A 17,024-nucleotide genomic window follows, 5' to 3' on the forward strand; every position below is an offset into this window, starting at 1 on the left:
TCTGGATCAGAACCGTAACGACATGACGGGGACACGCCTTCACGCACTGCTCCGGCATGTGCTGCTCATTCTGGCCCTGGCCGGGGTTGCGGCGCCGCATCATGCGGCCGCCCAGCCGGTCGGCGGAGAAGCAGCCGATACCGGCATGCGTTTCGACGTGATGATCGCCGATGCCAAGGCGATGATGCTTGCCGATCCCGCCAAGACCATCGTCAAGGCAAAGGAAGCCGAAAAGATCGCCGGCGAGCTTGCCGGGCCGCAGAGAAATGTCGGTATCGCCACTGCTCGCTGGTTGCAGGGCGAAGCGCATTTGCGGCTGAATCAGATCGACGAGGCGCGCCCCCTGATCGACAGTGCACTTGCCGCGCTTGCCACCGAAAAAAAGCCGACCAAGCTGATGGGCGACGTGCTGTTGTCGCGGGGCGGCCTGCACATGGCAACGACAGCGGTGTCGGCGGCGCTCGCCGATTATCAGCGGGCGCATAATATTTTCCGCGACAGCGGGGAGACGCGTAGCCGCGCGATCGCTCTGCTCAGCATCGCTGCGCTCTACCAGGAGGCCAAGGACTATCAGAACGCGCTGAAATATTATGGCCAGGCGCTCGATGTGTATCAGGGCGATCCGCAATTGCAGCTGTCGATCTACAATAATCGCGGCGAAGCGTTCAAGGAACTCGAACGCTATGACGAGGCCGAGGAACAGTTCCGCAAGGCGCTCGACCTCGCCAAAACCATGAACAGCCCCGGGCTTGAGGCGCAAATCATGCGCAACATTGCGCGCGGGCAATTGGTCGCGAACAAGCTCGATGCAGCCGATGCGACGATCCGGGAAGGATGGAAACTCGTCAATCCGGGCGACGCCGCCGCCAATGCGCAATTCGCCGCCGTTGCCGCCCAGGCGGCGTTGCAGCGTGGCCGGCTTGCCCAGGCGCAGCAACTGATCGTTCGCAGCTTTGCCGGCGTCGATCCGGCGACCACCACCTTGTCATTTCGCGCCAATCATCTGACTGCGTATGACATATTCCGTAAGCTGGGCCTGAACGATGCGGCGTTGACGCATCTCGAAGCACTGCGGCGGCTCGACGACCAGACCACCAAGCTAGCGACATCGACCAACACGGCACTGATGGCGGCGCGCTTCGACTATGCCAATCAGGAACTGCGGATCGCCAAGCTCAAGGCGGACGAGTTGCAGCGCAATATCGAATTCGAACGCTCGCGCGCCGAGACGCAGCAATTCATCTTTATCGGCATTGCGCTGGTGACGCTGATCATCCTGTCAATGCTGGCCTATGGCATCGTTACTTTGCGGCGCAGCCGCAACGAGGTACGGGCGGCCAATATCGATCTTGCTGCGACCAATGATGCGCTGGGCAAGGCGCTGGCCGCGAAGACAGAGTTCCTTGCCACCACCAGCCATGAGATCCGTACGCCGCTCAACGGCATTCTCGGCATGACTCAGGTAATGCTTGCGGACCGCAAGCTGAGCGATCCGATGCGTGACCGGATCGGTGTCGTTCACAGTGCCGGCGTGACGATGCGTGCGCTGGTCGACGATATCCTTGACGTCGCCAAGATGGAAACCGGCAACATGACGATCGAGGCGGTCCCACTCGACCTGAAAGCGACGCTGCGCGATGTGGCGCGCTTGTGGGAAGAACAGGCAAAGAGCAGGGGTGTCGACTTCATGCTCGATCTCGACGCCGCACCCAACTGGATCGAAGGCGATGCCGCGCGCCTGCGTCAGATCGTCTTCAACCTGTTGTCGAACGCATTGAAGTTCACCGAATCCGGTGCGGTGACGGTGCGCGCCGCCACGACCGGCGCAATGCTCGCGATCACGGTCAGCGACACCGGCATCGGCGTTTCCGCCGACAAGCATGACATCATCTTCGAATCCTTCCGCCAGGTCGATGCCGGCACGACCCGCAAATTTGGCGGTACCGGGTTGGGTCTGACGATCTGCCGCAATCTTGCGCGAGCCATGAACGGTGATGTGCGGGTCGAGAGCAGGCCCGGTTCGGGATCGTCCTTCACGCTCGAACTGCCGCTGGTGCTGGCGGCGGCACCAGAGGCGGTGGCGAGCGCGGTCAGTGAAAAAGGCGCCCTGTTGATCGTCGATCGCAGCCCGATCACGCGCAGCATGTTGCGCGCATTGCTCGAAACGCGCGCCGGCGCCGTCGTCTTTGCCGGATCGGTCGAAGAGGCCGTGGAGCGGCTTGTTGGCGGCGGAATCAGTCAGGTGTTGATCGACGACACGACGGTCAAAGCGACGGGTGACGTCGATGCCGCGCTGCAGGCGATTGCCGGCGCGGCGGGCGATGCGCGAACAATCATCCTATGGGCTGCGCCGGATGATGCGCAACGTGATCGCTTGATTGCATCCGGTGTGGATGCAATGGTGGCCAAGCCGATTGCTGGAGCGGCGCTGGCGGACTTGCTTTATCCTTTGGACGACAGGGCGCCGAGTTCGCCTGTGTCACGCGCCGCATAGGGTGAGAGAGACAGAAACGATCATGTCGCGCACCGAACCGATGACGGCCCTGCTGCCATGAACGTCCTCTTCATCGAAGACGATCAGATGAACCGTCGCGTCGTGAGCGATATGCTTGACGTCGCCGGGGCGACGATGGCGGGCGCCGAAAGCGCCGAAATCGGTCTGAGGATGATCGATGAGAATGACTATGCGATCATCCTGGTCGATCTGCGCATGCCGGGCATGGACGGCCTCACCGCGATCCGGCACATCCGCGCTCGCAGCGATGCCAAGGCAAGTCTGCCGATCATCGTGGTCACCGCCGACACCGCCATTGATCTGCGCGAACGTTGCCTGGCCGAAGGGGCGGATGAAGTTCTGTTCAAGCCGGTGGCGATGGATGCGCTGTTCGACGCGATGGGCCGGATTCTGGCCAAGGCCTCCGGCGACGGGATGATCAGCTGAAAACGACTAGTCGCGGCGGTTGAGCGCCGCCGCCAGCGAGGCTGTGGCACTGCCGCGCCGTGCCGGCTTTGGTTGCGACTCGTCGGGCGCCCAGCCGGTCAGGAAGACGATATCGAACCGCTCGCCGGTGCGCCCGTCCTTGTCGGCACGATCCGCAAAGCCCTGGGCCGCGCGCACCAGCGTGTCACGGCGAAGCGGCGGGGCGCCCGGCAGTATATTGGTTGCTGCCATGCCGCGCAGATCCCGGAACAGACTCCAGATATCGCGGTAGCGTACCGTCAATGTCTCGACATCGGCGACTGGCAGCGCGAAGCCCGCGCGCATCAGCAGATCGCCGGCCGAACGCACATCGACTTGCGGGTGGATCCGCGCCGCGGGCCGCTCGCCCTCCGCCTCGCGCAACACGGCGCGAAGCGTCGACAGGCTGTTGCCGCCGGTAAAGGCCGCGATGAACAATCCGTCGGGCCGCAACGCCCGACGCGCCAGCGCTAAAGCACCGGGCAGGTCGCTGACCGTATCGAGTGTCCCGGCCGAGACGATCAGATCGAAGGATGCATCGGGAAAGTTGGGGCGGTCTTCATCAGCCTGAATGCCCTGCGCCTGGCCGGCGAACACCGCGCCGGGATCGCTTCTGACGACCCGCGCACCTGGGGGCGCCGCGAAGGCGCCATCGAAACAGCCGAGATCGAGCACATCGGAGAATGTCCGGGTCACCGACGCCAGTCGCTCGGCGATTCCGTCGAGCATGGAAGCGCGCAGGAAATCATGCGCGGCAAAGTTGGACGCGGCGCGGTCACGGCGCAAGCGGCGGAGGTTGCGGTCGAAGATGTCAGGCGGCGTCACGGCCGGGCTTGTGCCGCGCGCGCGCGGTCGCGACAAGGGGGTGTGACACTGCTTGCGCCCTTCAGGTTCGTCGCCGGTCTGGCCCTGCCGCCGCGCTGCCCGGGGTGCGGCGCGGTGACGATCGAGGATCATCACTTCTGCGTCACTTGCTGGAGCGCGCTGCGTTTCCTCGGACCGCCCTGGTGTGCGGGGTGTAACCTCCCGTTCGCTTATGACCGGGGGGAGGGGGCGTTATGCGCCGAATGTCACCGGACGCCGCCGCGTCACGCCGGGGTTCGCGCGGCGGTGGCTTATGGTGATGTCTCGCGGACTGTTGCCCTGAAACTCAAATATGGCGGCCGCACGGCCTATGCCGAAACTGTCGCGCGCCAGATGGTGCGGTTGATGCCGGCACAGGCCGATCTGCTCGTGCCTGTGCCGCTCCATCGCTGGCGGATCTGGTCGCGCGGCTATAATCAGGCGGCGTTGATCGCGACCGCGCTGGCTCGGGCGAGCGGGACAGCGGCGGATTTGGCGATTCTGCAGCGAATTCGCGCCACGCCGTCGATGCGCGGACTGGGGCCGCGTGAACGCGAGAAGATGGTCGCCCGTGCGTTTCAGGTCGATCCGAAGCGCAAGAGCGGTCTGCGCGGCAAGGCCGTCATCCTTGTCGATGACGTGCATACCAGCGGCGCGACCAGCGATAGTTGCTCGCGGATACTGCTCCGCGCCGGCGCCGCCAGCGTGACCATCCTGTGCTGGGCGCGGGTGCTTGATCCGACCCAGAGCGATTGACAAGCGGGCGGTCACACCACATTTCGGCGGGATGGCAAAAGTCGAAATCTATACCAAAGCTTTCTGTCCGTATTGCTCGCGGGCGATGAAGCTCCTGTCCGCCAAGGACGTCCAGGTCGAGGAATTCGACATCACCATGGGCGGTCCGAAGCGTGCCGAAATGCTCGACCGCTCCAATGGCCGCAGCACTGTCCCGCAGATCTTCATCGATGGCGAGCATATCGGCGGATCGGACGAGCTGGCCGCGCTGGAGCGTGAGGGCAGGCTGGACGCATTGCTGGCGGCATGAGGATCGCCCTGCTTCAAATGACCAGTGGGATCGACCCGGCGGTCAATGCGGCGACCCTGACGAGCGGTATCGCGCAAGCAGCAGCGGGCGGGGCGTCCATGCTCTTCACGCCGGAAATGTCGGGCCTGATCGACCGGGATCGCGACCGCGGTGCCGGCAACATCACGACGGAGGACAGCGACCCGGTTCTTGCGGCGGTCCGGGCTGCCGCCGCCGAGCACCGCCTTTGGGTGCATCTCGGCTCGCTGGCGGTGCGGCGGGAAGACGGCAAGCTCGCCAATCGCGGCTTCGTGATTGATGACAGGGGTGCGATCCGGGCGCGCTACGACAAGCTTCATCTGTTCGACGTCGATTTGCCGACCGGCGAAAGCTGGCGTGAATCCGCGAGCTATGGCGCCGGCGACAGTGCGTCGGTGGTGGAGACGCCGGCGGGGACGCTCGGTCTGTCGATCTGCTACGATCTGCGCTTCGCCGACCTCTACCGTGCGCTCAGCGATGCCGGCGCGACGCTGCTCGCCGTGCCGGCCGCCTTTACCCGTCCAACCGGTGCGGCGCACTGGCATATCCTGTTGCGCGCCCGCGCGATCGAGGCGGGGGCCTATGTCATCGCCGCCGCGCAGACCGGCGTCCATGAGGATGGCCGCGCGACCTTTGGCCATTCGCTGGTGATCGATCCCTGGGGCGAGGTCATACTCGATATGGGCGAGGAGGCCGGACTCGGCTTTGCCGAGATCGATCTGGCGCGCGTTGCGGATGTACGCGGCCGCATTCCGGTCCTGTCCCACCGTCGTTCGATCCCCGCCGTGAAGGTGGCGCGATGATCGTCTTCGACCTGAAATGTGGCAGCGACCATGTCTTCGAAGCCTGGTTCGGGTCGAGCGCGGCGTTTGAGGACCAGCGCGGGCGCGGGCTGGTGTCCTGTCCCTATTGCGGTGCGACCGATGTGATCAAGGCGGTGATGGCGCCAAGCATCCCGGCCAAGAGCAACAGCCGGTCGATGCCGTCGAACCTCCCAACGCCCGAGGCGATGAAGGCGGCCTTCGAAGCACTTGCCGCTGCGCAATCCAAGGCGCTGGAGACGTCGGAATGGGTCGGCCGCGCCTTTGCCGATCGCGCCCGTGCGATGCATGTCGGTGATGAGGCCTCAGGCCCGATTCACGGCCAATCCACCGCCGAGGAGGTCAGGGATCTGGTTGAGGAAGGCGTACCGATCGCGCCGCTGCTCGTCCCGATCGTGCCGCCCGAGGCGATCAACTGATCGCGGCCGTGTCGAGATCGTGGAGAGCATGTCCGGCGGTCTGACGTTGCCTGACGCATTCCTCCGCCAGAAAGTCGATCAGCGCGCGTACTGAAGGAAGCAGGCCGCGCCGCGACGGGAAGACGGCGTGGATGATACCGGCGCGGGGGCGCCACTGTGGCAGGACATGGACGAGCCTGCCGGCTTCGACATCTTCCCAGATCATCAAGGTTGGAAGCTGGGCGATGCCGACGCCGGCAATCGCCGCATCGCGTAGTACGGCCATGTCATCGGTGATGAGGCGAGGCCGGTGTGGCACGACCGCCGTCCGGCCATCGGCGTGATGAAGCTGCCATTGGTGATCGCGGTGCGGTGGTCCCAAATCGAGGCTGGGAAGATTATTGAGATCGGCCGGTGAGTGCAGTGCGTCTGTCAGCAGCGCCGGACTGGCGACCAGGCACTGAGTGCTTTCGTCGAGCCGCCGCATGATGAGATCGGTCGGCTCCAGCGGTGGAAAACGCACCCGAATGGCGATGTCGAACCCTTCGGCGATCACATCGACGCGGCGGTTGGTGCTTTCCAGATGCAGTTCGACTGCCGGATTCTCGACCAGGAACCCCGCGATGATCGTGCCGAACTGGAACGAGAGCAGCGCCGCGGGGCAGCTCATCCGCACCACGCCGCGCGGTTCGGCGCGCACTTCGGCAATCACCTGTTCCGCGGCTTCCGCCTCGACCAGCACGGCGACGCAGCGATCATAATATTCACGGCCGATCTCGGTCACGGAGAAGCGACGCGAGGACCGGTTGAGCAAGCGCACGTCAAGTCGCTCCTCCAGCAATGCGATGCGGCGGCTGAGCTTCGATTTCTGGATATTGAGCGCGCGCCCGGCGGCTGCGAAGCCGCCATGATCGACGACCTGGACGAAATAATAAAGGTCATTCAGATCCTGCATCGTCCTGTTTTTAGGACGATGTGTCGGATTTCGCAATCTTCTGGCACTGTCGTCTCGGTGTTATCTCCGCCCCAACAGCCATCGGTCCTCCACATGAGTGCCGATCGCCTCGGAGAAATACCATGAGCAAGAAGATTCTCGGCCTTTACGGCAACAATCGCGGCCATTGGGTGGGCGACGGTTTTCCGGTTCGCTCGCTCTTTTCCTATAACGATCTTGGCACGCATATCAGTCCGTTCCTGCTGCTCGATTATGCGGGGCCGCATTATTTCGAGCCGACCACGGATCGGCGCGGCGTCGGGCAGCATCCGCACCGCGGGTTCGAAACGGTCACCATCGTTTATGACGGCGAGGTCGAGCACAGGGACTCCGCCGGCAATGGCGGCATCATCGGCCCCGGCGACGTGCAGTGGATGACTGCGGGCGGCGGCATCATCCATGAGGAATATCATTCGCCCGCCTTTGCCAAGGCCGGCGGACCGTTCCGCATGGTGCAGCTTTGGGTCAATCTGCCCGCAAGGGACAAGATGGCGCCGGGCGGCTATCAGGGCATCCTGAACGCCGATATCCCGGTCGTCGATCTGCCGTATGGCGTCGGCAAGGCACGCATCATCGCCGGCGAATTTGGTGGCAGGAAGGGCCCGGCAAAGACCTTCACACCGGTCAATCTCTGGGACCTGCGTCTCAACCGCGACACCGATATCGTGCTTGATCTGCCGGAGGGCCATACCGCGATGCTGGTGGTGCTGACCGGCCATGTCACGGTGAACGGTGCCCAGACGGCCGGCGAGGCGGAAATGCTGCTGCTTAGCCGCGAGGGCGGTGACGTCGCAATCCATGCCGATGGCGATGCGATGCTGCTGGTGCTGACCGGTGAACCGATCGACGAGCCGATCGTCGGTCATGGCCCGTTCATCATGAACAGCGAGGCTGAAATCCATCAAGCCGTGAATGATTTCAACAGCGGCCGATTTGCGCAGCTGGCGGCCTGACCATTCGGGGCCGGTCCCCGCGCGGGGGACCGGATTCGTCCAGTGTCATTAACTTCGACTATTCCAATATCATCAATAGCCAGCGGATGCCGGCAGGAGACTTATCATGATCGAGATGGTGATCGACGAGCGTCGGCGCAGCCTTGGCGGCGGCTTGGAAGTGGGCCGTGTCCTGCCCTTCGCGAAGCGGCGGATGGTTGGGCCGTTCGTGTTTTTCGACCATATGGGGCCGCTTGATCTTGCCCCCGGCATTGACCGGTCGTTGGATGTGCGTCCGCATCCGCATATCGGGCTTTCGACCGTCACCTATCTGTTCTCCGGCGAGATCATGCACCGCGACAGCATCGGCTCGGTGTTGCCGGTGCGCCCGCAGGAGGTCAACTGGATGACTGCCGGGCGCGGGATCACGCACAGCGAGCGGTTCGAGAAAGCGCGGGCGGAGGGCGATCATCTTCACGGCATCCAGGCCTGGGTCGCGTTGCCGCAGACGGATGAGGAAACCGACCCGGCTTTCTCCCACCATGAAGGCGACGACTTGCCGCAATGGAGCGATGCGGGCGTGCATGGCCAGTTGATCGCCGGCAGCGCTTACGGCCTGACGGCTGCGGTGCGGACGCACTCGCCCTTATTCTACGCCCATCTCGAGATGGAGCCGGGCGCGACGGCCGAGATCCCGACCGACCATGCCGAGCGTGCGCTCTATGTCGCGACCGGCGCGGTGGAGGTCGATGGGATCGATTATGCGGCCGGCAAGATGCTCGTGCTGGGCCGCGGTGCGTCGAAGGTGCGGGCTACCATGCACGCGACCGTGATGGTGCTGGGCGGCGAGCCGCTTGGCGAGCGTTTCCTCTACTGGAACTTCGTCTCCTCCTCGAAGGACCGGCTGGCGCAGGCGGCTGCCGACTGGAAGGCGGGGCGGATGAAGCTGCCCGATGCCGATGATCAGGAGTTCATTCCGCTCCCCGACCTTCCACCGCTGCTAGCCGGATCATCGGGGGCGGCGCAATGATCCCGGGCCAGGACTATATATTGAGCAAGGTCGGTGCCGCGATCGGTGCGACCCCTTATGCGGTCGCGATCGAAGCGGGCGAGCACCGGCTGATCGCCGATGAACCGATGAAGCTGGGCGGACAGGGTAAGGGACCGGCGCCGCTCGACTTGCTGCTCTCCGCGCTTGGCGCCTGCACCGCGGCCACGCTCAAAATGTATGCCGAGCATAAAGGCTGGCCGTTTGAGGGGCTCGACGTGGCGTTGCAGTTCATCCGCAACGATCAGGGCGACCGGATCGAGCGCCGGCTGCGCGTAAAGGGGCCGCTCGACGTTGCGCAACGCACGAAACTGGCCGATGTCGCTGAGCGGACTCCGGTGACCTTGGTGGTCAAGAATGGCGTCCCAATAGCGACCGAGCTGATGGAGGAAACGGGGCAGTGACGCGCATCATCGGCATTGCCGGCAGCCTCAGGCGTCATTCGTTCAACCTGGGACTCCTGCAGGCCGCAGCGGCGGCGACGCCGGATGGGACGACGCTCGACGTCCACACGATCAATGACATCCCGCTCTACAACGCCGATGTGGAAGCGGCCGAGGGCCTGCCGCGCGCGGTGATCGACCTCAAGGACAAAATCGCCGCCGCCGACGGGCTGTTGCTGGCCACGCCCGAATACAACAACGGCATTCCCGGCGTGTTCAAGAACGCGATCGACTGGCTGTCTCGCCCGGGCAGCGATATCGCCCGCGTGTTCGGTGCTAAGCCCGTCGCGTTGATCGGCGCATCGCCGGGCGGGTTTGGCACGATATTGGCGCAGGATGCCTGGCTGAGCGTGTTGCGCACGCTGGGCACCAAGCCCTGGTTCGAGGGGCGTCTGCTTGCCGCGCGCGCGGGCGGATTGTTCGACGCCGAAGGGCGGCTGGTGGACGATGCCGTTCGCGAAAGGCTCGCCAAGTTCGTCGCCGGCTTTGTCACATTCGTCGAGGAGAGCAAAGCATGAGCGATCTTGTCAGCGTCAGTGTCACCGAGACGGGGGAGAGCCCATTTGCGGTTCGGATCGTGACCGCCGGCCACGTCATCGTCGGCGACGAACCGGCATCGATGGGCGGCGCAGACCTGGGGCCGTCACCCTATCAACTGCTCACCGCCGCGCTTGGCGAATGCACCGCGATGACCGTGCGCTGGTTCGCGCGCCAGCGGCAATGGCCGGTGGACCATGTCGCGGTGGAGGTGACGCATCAAAAGGGCGCGGTCGAGGGCCGGGCAGGCCCGGTCGACATCTTCCACAAGACCGTCAAGATCCGAGGCGCTGCACTGACCGAGGAACAGCATGAGCGGTTGATCGACGTTGCCGCGAAATGCCCGGTGCACCGGACGCTCGCAGGTGGATCGTCGATCGTCACGATAGGAAGCCGGGCGGAATGACGTCGCCTCATGCGTGACGGCATGGATTGTTAATGCAAAAATAGTGTAGTGTCAGTCGGTTGAACGGCGGGATCATGACCTATCCATGATTGACACTTCATATTCGGGCATTGATCGCGGCGAGGCTGTGATACTCCATGATCCCCGCCGGTTTCGCCGGATGTTCGTGCTGGTTCTGACGATGTTGTCGGCATCCTGTCACAGCACGACCGGCAATCCCGCGCCCCCGAAGAACCAGTCGCCGGCCGAACTGCCGCAGCAGACATCGACCATCGTCGTCCCGATCACGGTCCGGCTCGCCGACCTGGAGGCGGGGCTGAACCAGCGCACGCCGCAAACATTGTGGAAGATCGACGAAGCCGTGCAGAGCTGCGTGCCGGCACAGCGGGTGAAGGTGTTCGGCAAGAAACTGAAAGTCACGCCGGCCCTGCATTGCCGGATCGCGGGGCAAGTGACGCGCGGACGGATCAGTCTGAGCGGCAGCGGCAATGTGCTGAGGATCACCATGCCGATCCGCGCCACGATCAGCGCGAAGAATGTCGGTGGCATTATCAAGCAGGAGACGGCGACCGGTGCCGCCATCGTCCGCGCGCAGGCAAGGCTGTCGGTCGACCGGAACTGGTCGCCGGTGGCGAAAGTCGACATCGCCTATGACTGGACCGACCCGCCCGGGATCGACTTTCTCGGGCAAAGGATCCGTTTCACCAGCAAGGCCGACGCCAAGTTGAAATCGGTCGTCGCCAACCTCGAGCGCGAGCTGCCCAAGGAGCTTGCCAAGCTTCGCATGCACGATCGTCTTCAGGGCCTATGGAAACAGGGGTTCGCGTCCATTCTGCTCAATCGCGAACGCCCGCCGGTGTGGATGCGGGTGACCCCGCGTGAACTCGGCTTCGAGGGATATCGCGTCTTCGGCCGCACGCTCGAAATGACCCTGGCGGCGCAGGCCCTGACCGAGACGTTCGTGGGCGATCGTCCGCCTGACCCGACGCCGGCACCTCTGCCGCCACCGTCGCCGCGGCAGGGATCGAGGGGGCTGCGCTTTTTCATTCCCGTCCTGGCGGATTATGCTCAGCTCGAACCGGTGGTCGAACGCGCGCTGGTGAAGCGAGCGGCCAAGGGGATCACGTTGACCGGCATCGGGCCGGTCGATGCGCAGTTCGGCAAGGTGACCATCTATGCCACCGACGGGGGCCGCCTAGCGGTGGGGATACAGGCGACGGTCCAGCAGAAGAGCGGCATCCGCGCCACCACCAGCGGCGTGATCTGGCTGTCGGCCATCCCCTATAACGAAGCGAATTCGCAGCGCGTGCTGGTTCGCGACCTGAAGATCGCCGGGCAGGCTGATAGCCGCGTCGTCAACCTGTTGTTCTCGCTGTTCGAGGATCCGTCGGTACTGGAAGGGATTCGCGCATCGCTGACGCATGATTTTGCCGGCGACTATCAGAAGGTGCTGCTCGCGGCGCGCAAGGCGATTGCCGACCACCGCGAAGGCGATTTCGTGTTCGCCGCCAATGTGTCCGATGTAAAGAACGGCACATTGAAGGTGACGGGCGAGGGGCTGTTCATGCCGGTTGAGGCCAACGGGCAGGCGAGCATTTCATACAAGCCACGATGACCCCGGCTGCGCTGCGCTCAGATATATTCGTCGATCCAGTCGTACAGCCGGTGGTTGCTCACCGCCGCCGCGCCCTCCTGGCAGTGCAGCAGGCCCGTATCCTCGGCCTCGAACAGCATGAAGGTCTTGGGACAGCGCAGCGCGTCGTAAAGCTTGCGTGCCTGGCCGGCGCTGGTGGATTCGCCGGTGCCGTCCATCACCAGCGTTCGCGCCCGGATCCGGCGCACCGTGTCGACATTCGAATATCGCCGGAGCTCGAACAGCAGCGCCGAGGGCGATGCGACGCCATGCTTGGCCATCGCGTCGCGCATGAACCAGCGAATGAGTTGCTGCCGTTCCATCAACACGGCTATTTCGCGGTCGAAGCGCTTGGGATCGCTGTCGAGCAGCGGCAGCAACTCCGGAATATAGATCTCCAACTGCTCGAAAGTTGAAGCCCCCCAGTCGAGAACGCCGGGATTGGCGACGGCCAGCTTGATGCGATGCTCGAACGCGGCCGCGCGCGGTACGAGTGCGCCGCCCATGCTCCAGCCGAGCAACGCAATCCGGTTGCTGTCCACCCCGGCGATCCGCTCGGCGAAATCGATCATCGGCGAGGTGACGCGTTCCCAGTCATGCCGGAAGGGCAGACCCTGAGCGCGCAATGCCATGCCCTGGCCCGGACAATGCACGAACAGGGCATGATAGCCGCGGTCCAGTGCATCGTCGCAGATATGCTTGCTGGTCTCCGGCCAGGCATCGCGGCCCTGCTGGAGGATGATGAGCGGAGCGTCACCGCGCGCGTTGGGCGAGCGCAGGAAATAGCCAGGCAGCGTTGTATTCTCGTAGGGGATCCGGATCGGCTGCGCGGCCCAGCGCAGCAATCGCACCCCGCGCGCGTAGGAGTCGGAGGAGCGCTGTGCCGCTTCGCGATTGCTCGGATGGCTTGGCTCCGGATGGTGGATGACCACCTGACGATAATAAGTCGCAGCGCGCAGATAGGCCTTGCCGGCGCTGATCCGCCGATCCTGCTGCTCGCTTGCCCGGGCCATCCGCTCGACGCGCTGCGCCGTCGCCATCCATTCCCGCGGCCAGCTCCAGTCGTCATCGGCGTTGATGCGAACCCCGGTATCAAGCACTTCGCCGACATCCGCGCCGCCCGAATAGGTGGCGCCGAGCGCATGCAGGAGCTGGCTGTTCATCACGCCGTCCTCGAACAGTCCCAGGTCGTACCAGGGCGATCGGGGATCCTTGATGGCTTGCCGTCCCGGGGCAGCGATGGCGCCGCGGTCGGTATTGAACAATGCCACTGCAAGGCCCGCGGCCTGAATGAGCCTTCTGCGTTCGATCAGCGCCGCCATGTCTCTGCATCTCCGTGGTTGGGTTGCGGGCAAGCTAGCGGCCCAGTGGCGCGCGCGGATAACGCCAGGGTTTCAAGAGATGACGAAATGTGACCGGCCATTGATGGGCATGGATCGAGTTGGTCATGGCCCATACGCGGCCATTTTCCGCTGTTCCGCCCGAAAATAAAAAACCACCCCTGTTAAGTTGGATTTTCGGCCCGAATTCTCCGTTGTTTTCCAGCTGCTTAAACCTCGCCACCCCTGTTATGAATAACAGGGGTGGAACAGGGGTGGAACAGGGGTGAGCATCCGCTGTTCGGCCGCTGTTCCGGCAATAACAGCGGCGTTTCATCGGCTGATCATCTTCACGATGAGAAAGAGCGTGGCGAAGCCCGGTCAGGGGTTCATCCGGGGCGACCCTGCCATGTTCAGTGCGAGCCTTGAATCGACCGCAAGACTGCCGGCTGGATGGTTGGCGATCTTCGCCGCGCTGCCCTCGTGCCGGCGAGCCAGAGTGTGCTGCCGATCAGAGGGATTTTTGTCTCATACGAGATTAAATCGCCCAATCAGGATTAAATTCTCTTGTAGGGAGCGCGAAAGCGTGATTTGTTCCCATGTACGTACTTAGGCCGGCGGGCTGGTCCAAAATGAGGAATCGATCCTCAAAAAACGCGAGCCACGAGACTCGCACGACAGCCTGTCGAGAAAAAAGGGAAGAGGGATGAGAATCGAACGGGTTTTATGCTGTGCAACGTCGGCGATTGCCTTGATGTACAGCAGCAATGCGCTGGCTCAGGCGACAACCGCGCCGCAGACCGCTGAGACGCCCACCGAGCAGACTGATGTCGAGCCGACAGGCGCAGGGCAGGCCGGCGCGGACACTGCCGACGATGGCCGGGAAATCATCGTCACCGGCTCGCGCATTCGCCGCAACGGTTTCGATCAACCCACACCCACAACGGTGATTGGCGACGTCGAATTGCGACAGGGCGCGCGCGCCAATATTCAGCAGGTCCTGAACGATCAGCCGCAATTCCGCGCGTCGGTGACGCCGCAAGTGTCGAACGGGAATACCTCGACCGGTACGGCGCCGGTCGACCTGCGCGGTCTCGGTACCTATCGCGCGCTGACACTGCTCAACGGTCGGCGCTTTGTCGGCAACAATAATCTCAATTTCGTCCCTACCGGCTTGATCCAGCGCATCGATGTGGTGACCGGCGGAGCCTCCGCTGCCTGGGGCTCGGGCGCGGTCGCTGGCGTGGTCAACATCATCCTGAAGGACGAGCTGCAGGGTCTGACGGTCGGCGCACAAAGCGGCGTCTCTTCGCGCGACGACGGCGCACGCTACGGCTTCGACGCCAGTTTCGGCACCAAATTCGCCGGCGGCAATGGTCATTTCATGATCGGCGCGGAGTATCTGAAGGACAAGGGAATCCCCGACCGCAATTCGCGCCCCAATCTCGGCAGCGCCGCGATCGTGCAGATCAATCCGACCAGCCTGACCGACGAGTCGACGCGACTGACGCGCGACGTGAATTATGGGAATATGAGCTCGGACGGCCTGATCACCAGCGGGGTGCTGGCCGGGCAGACTTTCAACGGCGATGGCACGCTCCGCTCGTTCCGGGGCGGTACGCCGCTCGGCACTGGCCCCTTTCCGGATCAGATGATCGGCGGCGCCGATGGTGTCGGGCTGTATGACAATGTCGCCGCGTCGACGCCATACGACCGGCTCACCGTCTTTGGCCGGGTGAGTTATGATCTGGGCGGGGCGACGATCTGGGCCGAAGGGAGCTATGGACGCACCACCAGCAATGCGCCCTTTCTGACCGACTTCTTCGTCCCGCCGCTGACCATTTCAGCGACCAACCCGTTCCTGTCCGCGGCGATCCGCAACCAGTTGGCGGCGGCGGGCGAGACAAGCTTCACTTATGGCCGCGTGTTCAACGATATCCTGATGTTGCGTTTCAACACCAAGCGCGAGAACAAGGAAGGCGCGATCGGCATCGATGGCAGCTTCGGCAACGGCTTCAAATATCGTGCGCATTACAGCCATGGTGAAGTCAATAACGACGAGCGGCTGGAAAATTCGCGGATCGATGCCAATTTCAACAAGGCACTGGATGCGGTGTCGAGCGGCGGGCAAATCGTCTGCGCGGTCAATGCTGATGCGATCACCACCAATGACGATCCGGCATGCCGCCCGATCAACCCGTTTGGCCGGTTCAACGCATCCCCCGGCGCGGTGGATTATGTCACCGGTACGCAGCAGCAAAAGACGACCGACAAGCTCGATTCAGTCGGGGTCGAAGTGCAGGGCGACCCGTTCTCGCTCTGGGCGGGACCCGTCACCGTCGTGGTTGGTGCCGAGGCGCGCTGGGAGAAAACCATTTCGTCGCGCAATGCCGATGCAGTCGCCGGTATCTTCTCCTTGCCGGTCTATGTCAGTGATCTGAATGGCGGCTTCAACGTAAAGGAAGCGTTCACCGAAGTTTCGCTTCCGGTGATTAATGCCGAAGGGGTGGCGAAGGTCGAGCTCAACGGCGCGGCACGCTATTCGGATTACAGCAACAGCGGCGGCATCTGGTCATGGAAGGTCGGCGGCACTGCGCGGCTGTTCAATGATATCCTGCTGCGCGTGACACGCTCGCGCGATATTCGTTCGCCCAACACCGAAGAATTGTTCACCCAGCGCAATATCAATGTCGGTGCGCTGGTCGATCAGGACCATGCGAGCCGGGATGGGATCCCGGGTTACTCCGCAACGCCGACGGCGGTGACCACCTATAGCGGCGGCAATCCCGATCTGGTGCCGGAAATCAGCAAAGGATGGACGGCCGGCGCCACGTTCTCGCCGTCGTTCTTCCGCGGCTTCAATGTCTCGGTCGATTATTATGACGTCAACATCAACGGCGCGATCGCGACGCTTTCAGCGTCCAATCTGACGCTGGCCTGTTCCAAGGGCAGCAGTGCGGCGTGTGACCGGCTCGTGCGCGATCCGGTCACACAAACGGTCAAAACGGCGTTCTCCAATTCGCAGAACATCGCCAGCTTCTCGACCCGTGGCTTCGATATCGAAGCATCCTATGTATTGCCGCTGTCGAAGGTCAGCAGCAAAATGGGCGGAACGGTGCGGCTGCGCGCGCTGGCGACCTATGTCGACCGCTTCATCTTCGATACCGGGCTGACCCGGGTGGATACGGCGGGCGATGTCGGTGACGCGACGCAGAACGGTATTCCCAAATGGCGCGGAACGCTGGGCGCAAGCTATCAGGACGATATCGTCGGTTTCGACGCCCGGTTACGCTATGTCGGTGGCGGAGCCTATAATAGCGCGCTGACTACGCTGGTGGACAACAAGGTCGCCTCGCGGACTTATGTCGATCTCGGCGCGCAATTCAAAGTGAGGGACCGCTTCACCCTGTTCGGCAACGTCAACAATGTCTTCGATGCGCCGCCGCCGATCATCACCTCGGGTAGCCCGCATTACGACATTGTCGGGCCCTATTTCACCGCCGGCGCGCGCGTGAAATTCTGACGGAGTAGTGGCGCGCCGTTCCGCCCGGGACGGCCGCTCATCCGGCTCGAACCCTGAAGATCGACCGCATCGCGACGGAGTGGCGGAAATGATGAAGTATAATTC

At 63.4% G+C, this 17,024-nt stretch carries 16 protein-coding genes; 13 read left to right on the top strand and 3 right to left on the bottom strand.

The genetic code is table 11. The features are described from left to right. Positions 1 to 22: 22 nt before the first annotated feature. Positions 23 to 2,494 (top strand): ATP-binding protein, encoded by a 2,472-nt coding sequence (locus ACRECS_RS23710; RefSeq protein ID WP_431585431.1) that lies wholly within the window; start codon positions 23 to 25, stop codon positions 2,492 to 2,494. Positions 2,495 to 2,551: 57 nt separating this feature from the next. Continuing rightward, positions 2,552 to 2,941 carry a response regulator gene (locus ACRECS_RS23715; RefSeq protein WP_431585432.1) on the top strand — a complete coding sequence of 130 codons (390 nt, stop codon included), beginning with the start codon at positions 2,552 to 2,554 and terminating at the stop codon, positions 2,939 to 2,941. Positions 2,942 to 2,947: 6 nt separating this feature from the next. Here ACRECS_RS23715 and ACRECS_RS23720 read toward each other — a convergent pair whose 3' ends face one another. Further along, positions 2,948 to 3,784: a class I SAM-dependent methyltransferase gene (locus ACRECS_RS23720; protein ID WP_431585447.1), complete on the bottom strand. Its 837-nt coding sequence runs from the start codon at positions 3,782 to 3,784 to the stop codon at positions 2,948 to 2,950. 42 nt (positions 3,785 to 3,826) lie between these two features. On the opposite strand from ACRECS_RS23720, the gene ACRECS_RS23725 reads away from it, so the two are divergent. From ACRECS_RS23725 to ACRECS_RS23740, 4 genes are read left to right on the top strand one after another with little or no spacing between them, the layout of a single operon-like run. Continuing rightward, positions 3,827 to 4,558: a ComF family protein gene (locus ACRECS_RS23725; RefSeq protein WP_431585433.1), complete on the top strand. Its 732-nt coding sequence runs from the start codon at positions 3,827 to 3,829 to the stop codon at positions 4,556 to 4,558. A 31-nt stretch (positions 4,559 to 4,589) separates the two neighbouring features. Further along, positions 4,590 to 4,847 carry a glutaredoxin 3 gene (grxC, locus tag ACRECS_RS23730; RefSeq protein WP_431585434.1) on the top strand — a complete coding sequence of 86 codons (258 nt, stop codon included), beginning with the start codon at positions 4,590 to 4,592 and terminating at the stop codon, positions 4,845 to 4,847. Then, positions 4,844 to 5,668 (top strand): carbon-nitrogen hydrolase family protein, encoded by an 825-nt coding sequence (locus ACRECS_RS23735; protein ID WP_431585435.1) that lies wholly within the window; start codon positions 4,844 to 4,846, stop codon positions 5,666 to 5,668. Before grxC ends, ACRECS_RS23735 begins: the two co-directional genes overlap by 4 nt. Continuing rightward, the gene (locus tag ACRECS_RS23740; RefSeq protein ID WP_431585436.1) at positions 5,665 to 6,105 is read left to right on the top strand and encodes a DUF1178 family protein; all 441 of its coding nucleotides are present in this window, start codon (positions 5,665 to 5,667) and stop codon (positions 6,103 to 6,105) included. Before ACRECS_RS23735 ends, ACRECS_RS23740 begins: the two co-directional genes overlap by 4 nt. On the opposite strand, the gene ACRECS_RS23745 is transcribed toward ACRECS_RS23740, so the two are convergent. Beyond that, entirely contained in the window at positions 6,098 to 7,039 is a 942-nt protein-coding gene (locus tag ACRECS_RS23745; protein ID WP_431585437.1) for a LysR substrate-binding domain-containing protein, read from the bottom strand. The two genes, ACRECS_RS23740 and ACRECS_RS23745, sit on opposite strands and share 8 nt — an antisense overlap. Positions 7,040 to 7,161: 122 nt before the next feature. Here ACRECS_RS23745 and ACRECS_RS23750 point away from each other — a divergent pair, with 122 nt between their 5' ends. The 6 genes from ACRECS_RS23750 (at position 7,162) to ACRECS_RS23775 (ending at position 12,059) form a co-directional block, all read left to right on the top strand. Further along, positions 7,162 to 8,031 carry a pirin family protein gene (locus tag ACRECS_RS23750; RefSeq protein WP_431585438.1) on the top strand — a complete coding sequence of 290 codons (870 nt, stop codon included), beginning with the start codon at positions 7,162 to 7,164 and terminating at the stop codon, positions 8,029 to 8,031. A 106-nt stretch (positions 8,032 to 8,137) separates the two neighbouring features. Beyond that, the gene (locus ACRECS_RS23755) at positions 8,138 to 9,040 is read left to right on the top strand and encodes a pirin family protein (protein ID WP_431585439.1); all 903 of its coding nucleotides are present in this window, start codon (positions 8,138 to 8,140) and stop codon (positions 9,038 to 9,040) included. Then, positions 9,037 to 9,462 carry an OsmC family protein gene (locus ACRECS_RS23760; protein ID WP_431585440.1) on the top strand — a complete coding sequence of 142 codons (426 nt, stop codon included), beginning with the start codon at positions 9,037 to 9,039 and terminating at the stop codon, positions 9,460 to 9,462. Before ACRECS_RS23755 ends, ACRECS_RS23760 begins: the two co-directional genes overlap by 4 nt. Continuing rightward, positions 9,459 to 10,019 (top strand): NADPH-dependent FMN reductase, encoded by a 561-nt coding sequence (locus tag ACRECS_RS23765; RefSeq protein ID WP_431585441.1) that lies wholly within the window; start codon positions 9,459 to 9,461, stop codon positions 10,017 to 10,019. The genes ACRECS_RS23760 and ACRECS_RS23765 overlap by 4 nt, the downstream gene beginning before the upstream one ends. Next, entirely contained in the window at positions 10,016 to 10,444 is a 429-nt protein-coding gene (locus ACRECS_RS23770) for an OsmC family protein (RefSeq protein WP_431585442.1), read from the top strand. Before ACRECS_RS23765 ends, ACRECS_RS23770 begins: the two co-directional genes overlap by 4 nt. Positions 10,445 to 10,529: 85 nt before the next feature. Continuing rightward, a complete protein-coding gene (locus ACRECS_RS23775) occupies positions 10,530 to 12,059 on the top strand; it encodes a DUF4403 family protein (protein WP_431585443.1) in 1,530 nt (509 codons plus the stop codon). A 17-nt stretch (positions 12,060 to 12,076) separates the two neighbouring features. Here ACRECS_RS23775 and ACRECS_RS23780 read toward each other — a convergent pair whose 3' ends face one another. Continuing rightward, positions 12,077 to 13,399, bottom strand: a complete 1,323-nt coding sequence (locus ACRECS_RS23780; protein ID WP_431585444.1) for an alpha/beta hydrolase family protein — start codon at positions 13,397 to 13,399, stop codon at positions 12,077 to 12,079. A gap of 751 nt (positions 13,400 to 14,150) precedes the next feature. Between ACRECS_RS23780 and ACRECS_RS23785 the strand changes: the two genes are divergently transcribed. Then, on the top strand, positions 14,151 to 16,919 hold the full coding sequence (locus ACRECS_RS23785; RefSeq protein ID WP_431585445.1) for a TonB-dependent receptor plug domain-containing protein: 2,769 nt from the start codon (positions 14,151 to 14,153) through the stop codon (positions 16,917 to 16,919). Positions 16,920 to 17,024: the final 105 nt, after the last annotated feature.

The organism is Sphingomonas sp. (genome assembly GCF_050725575.1).
Taxonomy (GTDB): domain Bacteria; phylum Pseudomonadota; class Alphaproteobacteria; order Sphingomonadales; family Sphingomonadaceae; genus Sphingomonas.

What these genes read in the sequence shown, in the direction of transcription:
- ACRECS_RS23735 (WP_431585435.1), top strand. Translation starts at nt 4,844, where the DNA reads ATGAGGATCGCCCTGCTTCAAATGACCAGTGGGATCGACCCGGCGGTC.
- ACRECS_RS23775 (WP_431585443.1), top strand. Translation starts at nt 10,530, where the DNA reads ATGATTGACACTTCATATTCGGGCATTGATCGCGGCGAGGCTGTGATA.
- ACRECS_RS23780 (WP_431585444.1), bottom strand. Translation starts at nt 13,399, where the DNA reads ATGGCGGCGCTGATCGAACGCAGAAGGCTCATTCAGGCCGCGGGCCTT.
- ACRECS_RS23770 (WP_431585442.1), top strand. Translation starts at nt 10,016, where the DNA reads ATGAGCGATCTTGTCAGCGTCAGTGTCACCGAGACGGGGGAGAGCCCA.
- ACRECS_RS23785 (WP_431585445.1), top strand. Translation starts at nt 14,151, where the DNA reads ATGTACAGCAGCAATGCGCTGGCTCAGGCGACAACCGCGCCGCAGACC.
- ACRECS_RS23710 (WP_431585431.1), top strand. Translation starts at nt 23, where the DNA reads ATGACGGGGACACGCCTTCACGCACTGCTCCGGCATGTGCTGCTCATT.
- ACRECS_RS23760 (WP_431585440.1), top strand. Translation starts at nt 9,037, where the DNA reads ATGATCCCGGGCCAGGACTATATATTGAGCAAGGTCGGTGCCGCGATC.
- ACRECS_RS23740 (WP_431585436.1), top strand. Translation starts at nt 5,665, where the DNA reads ATGATCGTCTTCGACCTGAAATGTGGCAGCGACCATGTCTTCGAAGCC.
- ACRECS_RS23755 (WP_431585439.1), top strand. Translation starts at nt 8,138, where the DNA reads ATGATCGAGATGGTGATCGACGAGCGTCGGCGCAGCCTTGGCGGCGGC.
- ACRECS_RS23750 (WP_431585438.1), top strand. Translation starts at nt 7,162, where the DNA reads ATGAGCAAGAAGATTCTCGGCCTTTACGGCAACAATCGCGGCCATTGG.
- ACRECS_RS23715 (WP_431585432.1), top strand. Translation starts at nt 2,552, where the DNA reads ATGAACGTCCTCTTCATCGAAGACGATCAGATGAACCGTCGCGTCGTG.
- ACRECS_RS23745 (WP_431585437.1), bottom strand. Translation starts at nt 7,039, where the DNA reads ATGCAGGATCTGAATGACCTTTATTATTTCGTCCAGGTCGTCGATCAT.
- grxC (WP_431585434.1), top strand. Translation starts at nt 4,590, where the DNA reads ATGGCAAAAGTCGAAATCTATACCAAAGCTTTCTGTCCGTATTGCTCG.